The organism is Pedobacter sp., from assembly GCF_040513095.1.
Lineage (GTDB): Bacteria > Bacteroidota > Bacteroidia > Sphingobacteriales > Sphingobacteriaceae > Pedobacter.
The window spans coordinates 1-15,095 of the sequence record NZ_JBEVDX010000008.1 but is presented as its reverse complement, the minus strand read 5'-3'; the positions used below and the strand labels follow the sequence as shown (position 1 = coordinate 15,095).

The following is a 15,095-nucleotide window of genomic DNA, read 5'->3' as shown; positions in this document are numbered from 1 at the left end:
TAACTTTGCTCCGCGCCCCTTCCTACCCTTCCGCGCAGCTGATGCAACTGGGACAATCCAAAACGTTCTGCATTCTCAATGATCATCACTGATGCGTTGGGAACATTTACCCCTACTTCTATTACAGTTGTGGCTACCATAATCTGGGTCTTGCCTTCAACAAACCGCTGCATTTCAAATTGCTTGTCCGCATTCGGCATCTTTCCGTGTACGATACTGATCTGGTAATCGGGCAGGGGAAACTGATAGCGCATTTGCTCTATCCCTGCTTCGAGATGGAGCAGGTCTAACTTTTCACTTTCTTTAATCAAAGGATACACTACATAGACCTGACGACCTTTGGCAATCTCCGTTTTCATAAACCCAAACATCCGCAGGCGCTGACCTTCGAACAGATGCCTCGTTTCAATAGGTTTCCTGCCCACAGGAAGCTCATCTATCATAGATACATCCAAGTCCCCGTATACCGTCATGGCAAGCGTTCTGGGGATAGGCGTAGCTGTCATCACCAGTATGTGGGGAGGGATATCATTTTTGCGCCATAACTTGGCCCTTTGCTCTACCCCAAAACGATGTTGCTCATCAATCACCACCAATCCAAGGTTTTTGAATTTAACCTTGTCCTCAATCAGTGCATGCGTACCTACAAGGATATCTATCTCCCCGGCTTCGAGCTGCTGGTGCAGTAAGGTTCTTTGCTTCTTTGTGCTGTTACCTGTGAGGACATCTACCTTAACGAGTTTCCCGTCAAGCAGGGAAGCGATAGAATGATAATGCTGACGGGCCAGGATTTCTGTTGGCGCCATAATGCAGGCCTGATAACCGTTGTCATTGGCAAGAAGCATACTCATCAGCGCCACAACAGTTTTTCCGCTGCCTACATCACCCTGTACCAGACGGTTCATCTGCACCCCCCGCTGGGTATCAATCCTGATTTCCTTAATTACCCTTTTCTGTGCATCAGTGAGGGCAAAGGGGAGAATCTCCCTGTAAAAATGGTTTACCCGCTCTCCAACAGTACTGAAGAGGTGTCCTTTGAACTTCATTTCCCTGAACTGCTTACTGCTCAGCAGCTGCAGCTGGATAAAGAATAACTCTTCGAATTTGAGTCTTCGCTCAGCACGCTGTAAAGAAAGTGCGTCTTTTGGAAAATGAATGTTTAACATGGCCTCCCGGCGGCCTACTAGCTTATATTTGTCAAGAATATAAGCCGGCATGGTTTCCCTGACATCAGGTAAACAGTACTCTATCAGTAATGCCTGCAGCTTCTGTATGCCTTTACTATCCAGTGAAAACTTTTTCAGCTTCTCAGTAGAATTGTAGACAGGCTGCAAAGTCATATTTCCTGTTACCGTCACCGGGCGGGGATAAGTTTCCATTTCAGGATGGGAGATACTGAACGAACCATTAAATACAGCGGGTTTACCAAAGGCTATATATACCTTTCCGCGTACTACGTTTTCATCCACCCATTTAAGACTCTGAAACCAGACCAGTTCAATGGTTCCTGTTTCATCTGTAAGCCGGGCAACAATTCTTTTTTTGTGTTTTTCGCCAATGGTTTCCTTACCGGTTATCCTGCCCAGGATCTGCACATAGGGTAACTCGGGCTGTAGTTCACTGACTTTATAAAAACGCGTTCTGTCAATATACCTGAAGGGGTAATAGGTAAGCAGCTGGCCATACGTAAAGATGCCCAGTTCCTTTTGCAGGATCTCTGCCCGCTTTGGTCCTACGCCCTTTAAAAATTCTATTGTGGTATCCAGATCAGAAGCGAACAAAATATTTATCCCTTATAGGCAACAGCCGATATTTCTACATTAACTCCTTTTGGCAATCCTTTTACGGCAACCGTTTCACGCGCCGGGAATTCAGACTCAAAATAAGATCCGTAAACTTCATTTACTTCTGCAAACAAACTCATGTCAGACAGAAAGATGGTTGTTTTAAGGATATTTGAAAACTCAAATCCAGCTTCCAGCAATACGGCATTCAGATTACGCATTACCTGTTCAGTTTCCGACTTGATCGAATCCATCGTTAATTCTCCTGTGGCAGGGTTAATAGGGATTTGGCCGGAAATATATAAAAATCCATTCGCAAGGACAGCCTGGCTGTAAGGGCCGATAGGTGCTGGAGCATCTGTAGTATTGATAATCTTCTTCATAACACAAATGTAGAGAATAATTGTGATTCCTGTTTGCCTTATCAGCTATTAGGCCAGGGGTAAACAGGACACAAAAAAAGAGGGCTTCGATAAATCGAAGCCCTCTCTCTGTATGTTGTTTAAGAAATATTAGTTTCTTGAAGTTTCAACACGACGGTTTTGGATACGACCTTCTTCAGTATCGTTAGAAGCGATTGGATTTGCTTCACCTAAACCTTTTGTAGTAACCTGGCTAGCGTTAACTCCAGAGTTAACTAAGTAAGTTTTTACAGAGTTTGCTCTATCTTTAGATAATTTCAAGTTATATGCAGCAGTACCTTCGCTTGAAGCGTAACCTTTTACTAAGGCTTTACCACCGTTTTCACGTAACACTGAAGATAATTTATCTAAAGTAGGGTAAGATTCAGTTTTTAAAACTGAAGAGTTGAATTCAAATTGGATAGTTTCGAAACCAGTTACGTTAGTAGCAACTGTAGAAACTGGAGCAGGAAGTGGACATCCTGAACCATCAACTGCAGTACCAGCAGGAGTTCCTGGGCATTTGTCGAATTGATCAGAAACACCGTCTCCGTCGCTATCTTTTTTCAAATCTTCAACAGATTTTTCAACGTTAGAAACGCGAGTTTTTAATGCTTCAACTTCTTGACGCAATGAAGGATCTTTCAATTCATCATACATCAAAGCTAAAGGGTTAACCCATTCTAAATCTGGTTTAGCTTTCGAACCTAATGAGAATTCTAATCCGGCGTAACCGTATGAGAATTTATCTTTAGTTGTTGCTTTAGCATAAACTCCGTCTAAGTTATCACTGTCAACAAAGTGCATAGTGTAACCTAAGTTAAAAGCAACACGGTCAGAAACTTTAAATTTCACACCAGCACCAACTGGGATGTAAGCTTCTTTAACGTATTTTTTAGTTCCGTCATCACCTGCATTGTCTTTCCAGTCAACTACTGCACCTGATGCATAAGTTACTTTAGGAGCATAAGCGATTAAACCGTAACCAGCAGTAACGAAGAAGTTAACTGAGTTCTCACGACGTAAGAAGTCAACAGTAGCAACGTTAACAACGCCTCTGATGTCAGCAGCGTAACCGATTGAAGTTTCAAATTCTCTAACGCCGAATTGTGATCCGCCGGTAGCATCTTTATTAGTTCCAGAAATTTTTCCGCGGAAAATATTACCTTCTAAACCAAATGCGTGACCTAGTTGTTTCTTTAATGAAACACCATAGCCTAAGTTTACATCAGCATTAGTGAAGTCATTTGATCCACCGATCGCAACGAACGGAGATAAAACACCACCATTAACACCAACTGACCAAGTTCTGTACTGGCCTCTTCCACCAAACACTTTGGCTGAAGATGAAGTTGCAGTAGAATCCTGAGCAGATGCAAGAGTCGAAACTCCAACAGCTGTAACAAAGGATAATGCCAGCCCCTTCTTCAAAGTAGAATAATTCATAATTTTTCTTTTTTAAGGTTAAACAAATTTAAACTGTATAATTTTTTTGTGTAGCAAAATTAAACAAATTTTTATTTCTCACAACAGGTATACAAACACCGTTCCAAATTTAACATATTTTAGGATTTGGATATATTTGACTTTATTTGCCAATATAGTCAGCCCTATCATGAAATACGAAGATATAGAAAGCAAGTTGTTTATCGAAAACAGAATTAATTTTCGGAAACTCCTAAATAACAACTCATTAGCTATATTTCTTTCCAATGATGAATACAACAGAAGTGGTGATCAGGACTTTCCTTTCAAACAGAACGCCGATCTCTTTTACCTTTCAGGCATTGATCAGGAGCGGACCATCCTGCTGATTTATCCCGATTGTCCTAACCCATTGTACAGGGAAGTCCTGTTTTTAAGACAGACAAATGAGCATATTCAGGTATGGGAAGGCCATAAATACACAAAAACTGCGGCGCAAAAAACCTCTGGAATCCGGTCGGTCTGTTGGATTGAAGATTTTGATTCCATTCTGCACAGCATTATTGCTTTTGCAGACCATATCTATCTGAATGTGAATGAAAATGTTACATCAGCATCTACAGTTACTTCCCGTGATATCCGCTTTATTGAACACATGAAAGCGAAATATCCGCTTCATCACTACGAAAGGGCCGCGCCAATCATGCGTCAGCTACGTGACACAAAGTCACATGAAGAGATAAATCTGATAAAAAAAGCATGTGACATCACTGGAAATGCATTTCTGCGTGTACTTAAGTTTACCCGCCCGGGAGTAGGGGAATACGAGATAGAAGCAGAGATTATTCATGAATTTATCAGGAGCAGGGCTACCGGCCATGCTTACCCGCCAATCATAGCATCCGGAAAAAATGCAAACATTCTTCACTACAGTGACAACAACCAGATTTGTAAAAAAGGTGACCTTATCCTGATGGACTTTGGAGCTGAATACGCAAATTATAATGCAGACATGACGCGGACTATCCCCGTAAGTAGAAGATTTACACCAAGACAGAAGGAAGTTTACAACGCTGTACTTCATGTAATGAAAGAGGCCACAAAAATATTGCTGCCCGGAATTTCGGGTACTGAGTATAACAAGAACGTTGGCGAACTGATGACCGAACAACTTGTTGCACTTCATCTGATTACCCTAAAAGATGTGCAAAATCAAAATCCTGCTTATCCGCTGTATAAAAAGTACTTTATGCACGGCATCAGTCACCATCTTGGCCTGGATGTGCACGATCTTGCAAACCGCTATCTCCCATTTGCCGAAGGAAATGTGCTCACCTGTGAGCCAGGCATCTATATCCCCGAAGAGGGGTTCGGCATCCGCCTGGAAAACAATATCCTCCTTACCCGGGAGGGCAACATCGATCTGATGAAGCATATTCCTGTTGAAGCTGAAGAAATTGAAGATATCATGAACAGCACACCTATCTTATCTTAACATGTCAATACCAAAAATCATACATCAGACTTTTAAGTCCTCAAAGCTGCCCTTTCTAACCCGATGGCATATCGCCAGATTCAGAAAAAAGAATCCTGCCTACGCCTACGAATTTTATGATGATGCCAGGATAAAAGTTTTCCTGCAGCAGGAATTTGGGACTGAGGTTTTTGAGCTCTACAGCAGATTAAACATTGGCGCCGCAAAAGCAGACTTCTTCAGATATGCTGTACTTTACAAAAAAGGCGGTATCTATGTTGATATCGACAGTGGCATCAACAGCAGACTGGATGATTTTATCCGGGAAGAAGATGTGGCGATCATTACCAGGGAAGGCGATCCGTCATTATACGCACAATGGGCACTGATCTATGCCCCGGGACATGCTTTTCTTGAAAAAACAATAGAGATGGTCCTTGATAATATCCGCCAGAATAAATATCCCCATGATGTACACCGCATGACAGGCCCAACTGTATATACGCTTGCCATTGATGAATGTTTGAATAATGATCCCGCCATTCCGCACAGGGTCCTGGGAACTGACTATAACGGATATCTTAAAGTAAAGTATAAACTGGGAAAATTCTTTTTATATGAAAAAGGCGACCACTGGAAAAAGAAGCAGCTGACAACCCCCGTATTAAAGACCTCATGAATTAGTCCTGCTGGTACTGTTTTATAAATTGATACAAATTAAACCCGGGTTGATGATAATTTTTTGCAATTTGTTGCTGCAAATCTATCCGGGAAACTTGTTGCATCCTTTCATTTTGAATCAGTTTGTACGCCTTTTCAGCATATAAAAATATCTTTTTATCATTTCTCTGAGGAGCTGCGCTTTGCAACCATTCCACAATTTCCTGTATCCCCTGCTGCTGATCTGCCACTGTTTCAAATACAGGAACAGCATTGATACGCTGATGGAGCATTTTTTTAAGTTTGCTGGCAAAACTGCCCGCACCGTCCCTATCGGCCTTGTTCACCACAAAAGCATCGCCTATTTCCATTAAACCCGATTTGATGTGCTGGATCTCATCGCCCGCTTCGGGAACCAGAACTATCATGGTAATATCAGCCAGACCGGCTATTTCAATTTCAGACTGTCCCACTCCCACGGTTTCCACAATGATATAATCAAAATTTGCAGCCCTCAGCACATCCGTCATTTCTATAATCTTTCCTGAAAGTCCACCTACAGAGCCCCGTGCAGCAACAGAACGTATAAATACCTGAGGATTGTTAAAATGTGCCGACATCCGCACCCTGTCCCCAAGCAGTGATCCAAGATTAAACGCTGAAGTTGGATCTACTGCAAGGACTGCAATTTTTTTCTGCTGCTGACTTAATATGTGGATCATTGAACTTACCAGCGTACTTTTACCGGCTCCCGGAGGACCTGTAACACCAATTACCGGAATATCAGGATTGATCTCCATCGTCTGAAGCAGTTCGGCACTGCCGGATAAATCATTCTCCGTTAAAGTCAGCATCCGTGCCAAAGACAAATAATCACCCTTTTTTATTTCAGATAAATATTGCGGTATGGTTTTCATTAAATCTATCTTTGCTGCAAAGAACCAGAATATATATTCTCCGGCAAAATAAAATACCCATATCCCATAAAGAATGAAAGTTAGTGGCTTCACATATATGCGAAATAGTTTCAAATATGGTTATCCCGTAATTGAATCTATCAAATCTATCCTTCCCATCTGTGATGAATTTATCGCTGTGGTAGGGAAATCCGACGATGGAACGAGGGAAGCCATTGAAGCAATTGGCTCTGATAAAATAAGGATCATTGATACAGAATGGGACGATGAACTGGTCAAAGGAGGTAAAGTATTTGCGCAGCAGGCCAATATCGGGCTGAAGGCGGTAACGGGCGACTGGGCATTCCACATCCAGTCTGACGAGGTTTTTCATGAAGATGACCTGGCAGAAATACAGCAGGCGATGAAAGATAACCTGGAAGATCAGTCAGTCGAAGGGTTCCTGTTTAATTTTTATCATTTTATTGGCGACTACAAACATATTGGTACCACAAGGCGCTGGCACCGCCGCGAAATCAGGATCGTTAGAAACCTGCCCGGAGTATTCTCTTATAAAGATTCTCAGGGTTTCAGGATCTATCCCTCTGAGCAGGATTATGAAAACCAGGTCAACAGCAGAAAACTAAATGTTAAGTTACTTAATGCACGTATCTTCCATTATTCTTACTGCAGAAACCCGGATCTGCTGCTCGGAAAAGTAAAACGCTTCAATAACTATTACCAGTCTCAGGAGAAAACAGAAGAGCAGTATGCTGCCTATCAAACTTTTGATTTCGGTACTGTTGCAGATATACTTGCGCCCTTTACCAAATCACATCCGGTAACAATGCATAAAACAATTGCCGCGCAGGATTGGGTATTTAAACACAATCCTAAAAAGATAGCATTGTCATTCCGCAGGTTAATGCTTCACCGTATTGAACAGGTCACGGGATGGAGAATAGGGGAATACAAGAATTACAAGATCATTTCTTAACCATAGCGCTATTATCCAGGTATAATTTGCCTTTCGCAATAATTCCCGTAAATTTGCAGATTAGTTTTTTATTATATAAATCGAATGCAAGCAAATCCAACCATATCAATTGCACTATTAATTTCAACCTACAATTGGCCTGAGGCGCTGGAATTGGTATTGGCTGGTATCCTGAAGCAGACAAGGATTCCGGATGAAATAATCATCGCTGATGACGGCTCAAGGGAAGAAACCAAAAAACTGATTGAAGATTTTAAATCCCGCCATAATTTAAATATTAAACATATCTGGCAGGAAGACAAGGGGTTTAGAAAAAGCCTGATCTTAAATAAAGCTGTTAAAAACATCACTTCGTCTTATATTGTAGAAATCGACGGGGATATTATCATTCATCCTCATTTTATAGCTGATCATTTAAAAGCGGCAGAACACGGATTCTTCATACAGGGAAGCAGGGTAATGATTAAAGAAGACAAGGCAAGGGAGATCCTTAAAACAAAAGAAATCAACTTCTCCATATTTTCCTCCGGATTATACAGCAGGTTTAATGCCTTACGTTCACCTTTTTTAAGTCGCCTTATTACTTTTATTCCATCTAACCCATTTCATATTAAAGCCTGTAACATCGCATTCTGGAGAAAAGATTATATCAGTATTAACGGATATGATAATAGATTTGAAGGCTGGGGCGGAGAAGATTACGAATTTGCTGCCCGTTTATTGCACTCAGGAATAAAAAGAAAACGATTAAAGATGGCCGCACTTGGATTTCATATTTTTCACAATGACAATTCAAGGAACAACACCTTGCCAAATGATAAAATTTACAGAAAGACAATTGCTGATAAATCAATAACCACTTCGCAGGGCTATACTGAAGCCTAAAAACCTACTGGCATGACAAAAGGAGTAACCATAATTATATGTACATACAATGGCGCTGACCGGCTTGGAAAAACCATCGAGCATATCGCCAGGCAGTCACTTACCGAAGTACCATGGGAGGTTATTCTCGTGGACAATGCCTCCACTGACAACTCTTCAGCAGTAGGACAATCAGAATGGGACAAATACAAAATCTGCAATGTTTCCTTCAGCGTGATCAATGAGCCAAAACCTGGTAAGCTGTATGCAATGCAGAAGGCGATAAAGGCCGCTCAATACGAATACATGATCACCTGTGATGATGATAACTGGCTGGCACCAGATTATGCAAAAAGAATTTATGATACATTTGAATCTACAGCAGAAGTTGCTGCAATTGGGGGACGTGGTATTCCGGTAACTGAAGGCCAGCCTCTTCCAGACTGGTTTAAAAATTATGAGGTTGTATACGCTGTAGGGCCGCAAGCCAAAAAACATGGTATTATGCCTGTAAGATCAATACTTTGGGGTGCAGGATTAAGTACCAGAAGATCTGTCTATCTCGAAATGTATAAAACATATCCGTCCTTTCTGATTGAACATGATGTTGATATCATATTTGCTGAAGATACTGAATACTGTCTGCGGTTGATTCTGAAAGGATATAGATTGTTCTATGATGCAGACCTGGTCTATCATCATTTCATTGCAGATTATAAATTAGACATTAAACGCAGAGATGCATATTTAGGCCGTTTCAAAGACGCTAACGTTGTTTTGAGAAAATACTACGCGGCCATGCGGGCGAAACTTAAAACAAAAGGCCGCCCTGACATCTGGTTATTGCTTTTACTTATCACTCCCTTTAATTATATCTTTTCTTTCTCTCGCAAAAGAGCAGAAAAAGCACGTAATACGCTGTTTCACATGCTTCCTTTCGGAATTAAATCCGATCCGATATCCACACGCATTAAAGCCTTTATTAAAGAATAATTAAATTTATCATACACCTTTCCGGTGTCTGCTTTTATCTTTAAACCCTCTGATCAGGTACCTTATGTACACTCTCCAGCCCATTCTCTTTCTAATGAGGCTGGATTTCTCACTAATGAAAATCTGATCACTGTTACCTGCAGAAAATCCACCCATATTATAACTTACGATATCAATTGGGAAGAACTCTTTTTTGAACTTTTCATCTCCCCACAACCTGAGGTTGAACGCGTAATCAGCAGCTATTTTATATTTAAGTTCGTAAGAATAATCTCTGAAAGCCCGCGCGGGATAGAGAATCGATTGGTGATTCATACAATATTTTGCAAGCCTGTATGGACTAAAGGCACCTTTTAACAATCCATATGGATCTACCGTTACCCCTTCTTCATAGAAGGGTATACTATTTCCATAATAAACAGTATCCTCATTCATCAATTTACTGGCAAGATCCGCAAATCCAGGTAAAACCCGGTCATCTGCCCCCATAAAATACAGCCATCGGCCTGAGGCAATTTTAATCCCTTTATTCATAGCATCATAGATCCCCTTGTCAGGTTCAGATTTCCATTTTAAAATGCTATTATTGAATTGTGACAAAATATCTATGGTTTGATCAGTGCTTCCCCCATCCAGAACAAGGACTTCAATAGGTAGTGACTGTAATTTAAAAATTGACTCCAAACATCCTGCAATGTACTTTTCCGCATTGTAGACAGGTATAATGATGGTAATCAATTTACCCGGCTCAGTTTCTTTATTCATTTGAAAATATTTTTTCAAATCTAATTTTTCTGCCCGGCATAATGAAGGTTTAAAGAAAAACATGTCTGCAGTAGCATTAAATAGCTATTTTAGTCGAAAATAGGTCTGTAGGCTAACTATGCGTACCTTCGTACTTTAATTCTTTTTAATGAAAACATACTTTAGATTACTTTCATTTGCCAAACCCATAGAAAAATTCGCTATACCCTATGTACTTGCAACACTACTAGCTGTTTTATTTGGCGTACTTAACCTTACCTTGCTAGCTCCGCTATTTGAAACACTGATCAGTAAGGATGCCCCGGTGTCACCAACCATGTCAGATAAAGCAGTATCTGCATTTAACATTACAGGCCAATTCAAAGAATTTGTAAACCACTCAATTGTCACAAACGGTCAGGCACAGACACTCACTTATGTCTGCGTTGTGATCGTAGTCTGCGTTTTACTATCCAATATATTCAAGTATTTCTCACAGCGTATCATGGAAGATCTAAGAGTGCACACACTTTTAAATATGAGAAAAGCAGTATTTGAAAATGTAATGAACCTGCATGTAGGATATTTTAACAATGAAAGAAAGGGTGATATTATGTCTAAAGTTTCTTCTGATGTTGGGGTTGTCCAATATACTGTGACCAATACACTGCAAGTCGTATTCAAGGAACCACTTACCCTTATTGCCTATATTCTGATCTTGTTATCAATTTCAGTAAAACTAACTCTATTTTCTTTATTAGTCATTCCTATTTCCGGATTTATTATCAGTAAAATAGTGAAAAGAATTAAACAACAAGCCAAAGAAGCACATGAATCTTTTGCAAAGATGATTGGTTTTTTGGATGAGGCACTTGGTGCGATTAAGATCATCAAAGCCTTTAATGCCACTGAAAGGATAAAAGGGAAATTTCAACGCGAAAATATTTTTTATTCCAACTTAAACAGAAAAATGATCAGAAGGCAACAGCTCGGTTCTCCCGTTTCTGAATTTTTAAGTATTATGATGGTGGCATTTATAGTTTGGTATGGAGGTAGCCTGATCATCAGCAATCAGCCGGGGGCAATGTCAACTAGCCAGTTCATTGCTTACATAGCAGTATTTTCTCAGGTAATGCGACCTGCAAAAGCACTTACAGATGCATTTAGCGGCATACATTCTGGTATTGCCGCAGGAGAACGGGTCCTTGATCTGATTGACACCAAAGCCGAAGTAGTTAACTCACCAGGAGCTACATCATTAAGTGGTTTTCAACATGCATTATCCTTTGAGAACGTTACTTTTAGTTATGGTGACAAAGAGGTTTTGAAGAACATTAATATGCATATTGAAAAGGGCACTACTATAGCATTAGTTGGACCTTCAGGTGGTGGTAAGAGTACCTTGATGGATCTCATTCCGCGTTTTCACGATCCTAAATCGGGTACTTTAAAAATTGACGGATACAGCTATAAAGATCTTACGGTCGAAAGCATACGTGCGCAGATGGGTACAGTAAATCAGGAATCTATTTTATTCAACGATACCATTTTTAACAATATTGCTTTCGCAAATCCTGATGCAACAGAAGAAGAAGTTGAAGCTGCTGCAAAGATCGCAAATGCGCATTCCTTCATTCAGGAAACAGAACATGGTTACCAAACCTATGTTGGCGATAGGGGTAACCGTTTATCAGGTGGACAGAAACAACGGGTGTGTATCGCGAGGGCTATTTTGGCAAATCCTCCAATTATGCTATTAGATGAAGCTACTTCCGCCCTTGATACTGAATCAGAAAAACTGGTTCAGGAAGCACTGAATAATTTAATGAAAAACCGCACCTCCATTATTATTGCCCACAGATTGAGTACAATACAGCACGCTGACAAAATCATAGTAATTGACAAGGGGCAGATCATAGAGCAAGGTAGCCACTCAGAACTGATTAAACAAGAAGGGCTATACAAAAGACTAATTGACATGCAGGCATTTACCAATTAATAACTTTTTATTATCGCTGAGATGAGTGATGTAATATATAACAAAAACACACCGGTCCTCTTTTTAATATTTAACCGGCCCGATACAACTGCAAAAGTTTTTGAAGAAATCAGAAAAGCAAAACCTCAAAGGTTGTATTTGTCCGCCGACGGTCCCCGCACACCGGAAGAAGAAAGTGTATGTGAGCAAACCAGGAAAATATCGCTTGACATAAATTGGGACTGCGAAGTTTTTACTAATTTTTCGACACACAACAAAGGATGCAAAGTTGCAATGAGCGAAGGTATCACCTGGTTCTTTCAGCAGGAGGAAGAAGGTATAATTCTGGAAGACGATTGCCTGCCCTCGGAGAGTTTCTTTGGTTTCTGCTCATCTTTATTGGCCCACTATCGTCACGATAGAAGAATTACCCATATTGGCGGATCTAATTTGCAATGTGGACAGGTACGGGGGAATGCGAGTTATTATTTTTCAAATCTTACTCATGTTTGGGGCTGGGCCGGCTGGAGAAGAGTATGGAAGACATATGACGTTGATTTAAGCAGCTTCCCCACATTTAAGGAACAGGAATATATCAACAATTGCCCAAGCCACTATCCTTTTAAAGAAGGTTGGCTGGAAGCACTGGAAAAGACATATGAGGGAAAAATAGATACCTGGGATTATCAGTATGCCTACGCAAACCTTGTTAACAATGGTTTATCTGTAATTCCAAACTCAAATTTGATTAGCAATATTGGATTTGGTACACAGGCTACACATACTTTTGACGCGGATCACATTTATTCAGCTGTTCTAAATGAAGAGATCACATCAATCAAACATCCCCAATTCATTATACCTCATGTACAGGCAGACATATTTACGCAGGAAAAAGAAAGTTATGTAGCACCGGTAAAAAAGAAAACCATATTTTCACGATCATGGAAATCCTTCAAATCAACGATCAGGAAAAATTGATTAATTTAATCTTTTCATCAGCTTTTTCACCTTATTTACACGTTTCATAATCTTTTTATTGGCTTTCTCTTCAAATAAAAGATAGAGATGGTATAAATATGGGAGTGCTCCCAAATGTTCGTAGATCAGTTTACTACGATTTTTGAAGAATAACCTGTCCCAATCATATCCGGAAATTCCTGTGTGATTAAATACAGCAACAATCAGTTCATGGTATTCGAATTTGATTTTCTTTTCTTTCCAAAGTCTCAGCAACAATACATTATCTGCAGCTATTTTGTATGCAACATCATATTTATGCTCATCAAATACAACTCTGGGATAGAATAGTGCCTGATGACAGATATTTGATCTGACGAGCTTGAAACGATCTACAGCACCATCATACTGGGGTACTCCACGGTATATAACACAACCATAATAGGCAGTGTTTTCACAGGTCAGACGTTGTGCCAATTCAGAAAATCCACCCATAAGCGAATCGTCAACTCCTAAAAACATATACCATTTACCCGAACAATGCTGTATAGCCTTATTCATCGCATCATAAATTCCATGATCAGGTTCAGTTTGCCAGAATGCAATTTGATCGTTATTTTTTTTTAAAATCTCAACCGTACGGTCTGTACTCCCTCCGTCTAAGATGATGTGTTCAATATTTGGATAAGATTGAGTGAGAACGGAATCTATACACGATTGCATATACTGTTCACCATTACGGACAACTGTTATTATTGATATCAATGGAAGCTTGCTGTCTTTAATAGAACTTTGGCTTGAAGAAAATGAATATCCCCCCTGATACATATTAATCATAAATCTCTTATTTTATCGCGAAGATACCGAATTTCAATTGAAAGATTACTTCTACTCTTAAGTATGACTTTTTTTTAATAATTTTGACTTATGATAAATGTATTAATGGATCATCAGACTTTTGACATGCAGCAATTTGGCGGGATTTCAAGATATTTCGCCAATATATATCATCATCTTCGGGAAGACAGGAACTATAATATTCAGATAAGCCTTCTGAAAACAGACAATTACTATCTTAAGGACGATAAATTCATAAGCAATCCTTTGATTAATTATGCACTTAAGAAGCATAAACGACAACTGATATATAACAGAAAATTTTCAATTCAAAAACTAAAAGATAATGAATTCGATATTTTTCATCCAACATATTACGATCCTTATTTTTTAAATAACCTGAAGAAACCATTTGTACTTACTGTTCACGACATGATTCATGAGCTATATCCAGAGTTTTTTCAACCATTTGATATTTATGTAAGATATAAGAGATTGACAATCACCAAAGCCGATCATATTATTGCAATCTCAGAAAGTACGAAATCTGACCTTCAACATTTTTATAACATTCCTGATGAAAAAATCAGCGTTATCTATCATGGTTTGAAAACGCAGAATCTGCAACCTGTACCAATTTTTAACGCAATAAACCAACCTTTTATACTGTTTATTGGAGATCGCTTCGGCTATAAAAATTTTTACAGATTTGCAACCGCCTTTAAAGAAATAAGTTTGCGTTTTAAAAATATCAAACTCGTTTGTACCGGCAGACCCTTCGATATTGTGGAAAGTGAATTTTTACTTAGGACAGGCATTCTGGATAAAACGCTGCTGTTTAGTGCTACAGATGAAGAGCTAGCTTCATTATATCAACAAGCCTTGTTCTACGTAAGCCCCTCGCTGCTTGAGGGCTTTGGATTTCCCGTTCTCGAAGCTTTTGAGAATGGTTGCACGACACTGTTAAGTGATACTGGCTGTTTCAGGGAAATAGCCGGAGATGCAGCAATGTATTTTGATCCTCTTTCCATTGAAGACATGGTACATGCCATGCAAAATCTAATTCTGAATGAGGGACAAAA

The 15,095-nt window shown here is 39.7% G+C and carries 14 protein-coding genes; 8 read left to right on the top strand and 6 right to left on the bottom strand.

From position 1 onward, the window contains the following. The 3 genes from recG to ABWY16_RS01230 all read right to left on the bottom strand — a co-directional run. Positions 1 to 1,781, bottom strand: a 1,781-nt coding sequence (gene recG, locus ABWY16_RS01240; RefSeq protein WP_353902831.1) for an ATP-dependent DNA helicase RecG, incomplete at its 3' end; no start/stop codon positions are given. Positions 1,782 to 1,786: 5 nt separating this feature from the next. After that, positions 1,787 to 2,167 carry a RidA family protein gene (locus tag ABWY16_RS01235; RefSeq protein ID WP_353902830.1) on the bottom strand — a complete coding sequence of 127 codons (381 nt, stop codon included), beginning with the start codon at positions 2,165 to 2,167 and terminating at the stop codon, positions 1,787 to 1,789. A gap of 129 nt (positions 2,168 to 2,296) precedes the next feature. Then, the gene (locus ABWY16_RS01230) at positions 2,297 to 3,631 is read right to left on the bottom strand and encodes an OmpA family protein (RefSeq protein WP_353902829.1); all 1,335 of its coding nucleotides are present in this window, start codon (positions 3,629 to 3,631) and stop codon (positions 2,297 to 2,299) included. Between the two features lie 169 nt (positions 3,632 to 3,800). Here ABWY16_RS01230 and ABWY16_RS01225 point away from each other — a divergent pair, with 169 nt between their 5' ends. Together ABWY16_RS01225 and ABWY16_RS01220 are read left to right on the top strand one after the other, a co-directional pair. Further along, complete coding sequence (locus tag ABWY16_RS01225) at positions 3,801 to 5,105, top strand: aminopeptidase P family protein (RefSeq protein WP_353902828.1); 1,305 nt, start codon at positions 3,801 to 3,803, stop codon at positions 5,103 to 5,105. A 1-nt stretch (position 5,106) separates the two neighbouring features. Then, positions 5,107 to 5,763 (top strand): glycosyltransferase family 32 protein, encoded by a 657-nt coding sequence (locus tag ABWY16_RS01220; protein ID WP_353902827.1) that lies wholly within the window; start codon positions 5,107 to 5,109, stop codon positions 5,761 to 5,763. Position 5,764: 1 nt separating this feature from the next. Here ABWY16_RS01220 and meaB read toward each other — a convergent pair whose 3' ends face one another. Next, positions 5,765 to 6,754 (bottom strand): methylmalonyl Co-A mutase-associated GTPase MeaB, encoded by a 990-nt coding sequence (gene meaB / locus ABWY16_RS01215; protein WP_353902826.1) that lies wholly within the window; start codon positions 6,752 to 6,754, stop codon positions 5,765 to 5,767. A 4-nt stretch (positions 6,755 to 6,758) separates the two neighbouring features. On the opposite strand from meaB, the gene ABWY16_RS01210 reads away from it, so the two are divergent. The 3 genes from ABWY16_RS01210 (at position 6,759) to ABWY16_RS01200 (ending at position 9,494) form a co-directional block, all read left to right on the top strand. Continuing rightward, positions 6,759 to 7,637 carry a glycosyltransferase gene (locus ABWY16_RS01210; protein WP_353902825.1) on the top strand — a complete coding sequence of 293 codons (879 nt, stop codon included), beginning with the start codon at positions 6,759 to 6,761 and terminating at the stop codon, positions 7,635 to 7,637. 84 nt (positions 7,638 to 7,721) lie between these two features. After that, positions 7,722 to 8,522, top strand: coding sequence for a glycosyltransferase family 2 protein (locus ABWY16_RS01205; RefSeq protein WP_353902824.1), 801 nt, complete (start codon positions 7,722 to 7,724; stop codon positions 8,520 to 8,522). Positions 8,523 to 8,534: 12 nt separating this feature from the next. After that, positions 8,535 to 9,494: a glycosyltransferase family 2 protein gene (locus tag ABWY16_RS01200; RefSeq protein ID WP_353902823.1), complete on the top strand. Its 960-nt coding sequence runs from the start codon at positions 8,535 to 8,537 to the stop codon at positions 9,492 to 9,494. A 9-nt stretch (positions 9,495 to 9,503) separates the two neighbouring features. Here the strand turns inward: ABWY16_RS01200 and ABWY16_RS01195 are convergent, their stop codons facing one another. Beyond that, positions 9,504 to 10,259 carry a glycosyltransferase family 2 protein gene (locus tag ABWY16_RS01195; protein ID WP_353902822.1) on the bottom strand — a complete coding sequence of 252 codons (756 nt, stop codon included), beginning with the start codon at positions 10,257 to 10,259 and terminating at the stop codon, positions 9,504 to 9,506. 148 nt (positions 10,260 to 10,407) lie between these two features. On the opposite strand from ABWY16_RS01195, the gene ABWY16_RS01190 reads away from it, so the two are divergent. Continuing rightward, a complete protein-coding gene (locus ABWY16_RS01190; protein ID WP_353902821.1) occupies positions 10,408 to 12,237 on the top strand; it encodes an ABC transporter ATP-binding protein in 1,830 nt (609 codons plus the stop codon). Positions 12,238 to 12,258: 21 nt separating this feature from the next. Continuing rightward, on the top strand, positions 12,259 to 13,197 hold the full coding sequence (locus ABWY16_RS01185; protein WP_353902820.1) for a nucleotide-diphospho-sugar transferase: 939 nt from the start codon (positions 12,259 to 12,261) through the stop codon (positions 13,195 to 13,197). Here ABWY16_RS01185 and ABWY16_RS01180 read toward each other — a convergent pair whose 3' ends face one another. Then, entirely contained in the window at positions 13,198 to 14,013 is an 816-nt protein-coding gene (locus tag ABWY16_RS01180) for a glycosyltransferase family 2 protein (protein WP_353902819.1), read from the bottom strand. A gap of 90 nt (positions 14,014 to 14,103) precedes the next feature. Here ABWY16_RS01180 and ABWY16_RS01175 point away from each other — a divergent pair. Then, a partial coding sequence (locus tag ABWY16_RS01175) for a glycosyltransferase family 4 protein (RefSeq protein WP_353902818.1) occupies positions 14,104 to 15,095 on the top strand: 992 nt, incomplete at its 3' end.